Origin of the sequence: Microbacterium thalli, assembly GCF_028737325.1 — a bacterium.
GTDB classification, from domain to species: Bacteria; Actinomycetota; Actinomycetes; order Actinomycetales; family Microbacteriaceae; genus Microbacterium; species Microbacterium thalli.
Genome location: NZ_JAQZCH010000012.1, coordinates 1 through 483, shown reverse-complemented (window position 1 = coordinate 483; position 483 = coordinate 1). Strand labels below are relative to the sequence as shown.

General features: G+C 63.6%; 1 protein-coding gene. It reads left to right on the top strand.

All coding sequences use genetic code 11. The features are described from left to right. Nucleotides 1-240: 240 nt before the first annotated feature. A partial coding sequence (locus tag PUW82_RS15050) for a GTP-binding protein (protein WP_274223131.1) occupies nucleotides 241-483 on the top strand: 243 nt, incomplete at its 3' end.

Genomic DNA, 483 nt, shown 5'->3' with positions numbered 1-483 from the left:
GTTTCTTCAGCAACAGCTTCCTCCAAACTCATACTATTCCCCCATGCATCATCATCCTCTTCCCTTAATTCCACACCCTTCCGCTCCTCCACCACCAACACCCACAAACTAACCCCTCTCTCCTCCTCCTTCCTCCACCCCACCACCGTCCTCCGCCGCACCCCTTCTTCCACCACCACCCCGCGTCGCACCTTCACCGTCCGCGCCGCCCGCGGCAAATTCGAGCGCAAGAAGCCCCACGTGAACATCGGCACCATCGGCCACGTGGACCACGGCAAGACCACCCTGACCGCCGCCCTCACCATGGCCCTTGCCGCCCTCGGCAACAGCGCCCCGAAGAAGTACGACGAGATCGACGCCGCCCCGGAGGAACGCGCCCGCGGCATCACCATCAACACCGCCACCGTCGAGTACGAGACCGAGAACCGCCACTACGCCCACGTGGACTGCCCCGGCCACGCCGACTACGTCAAGAACATGATC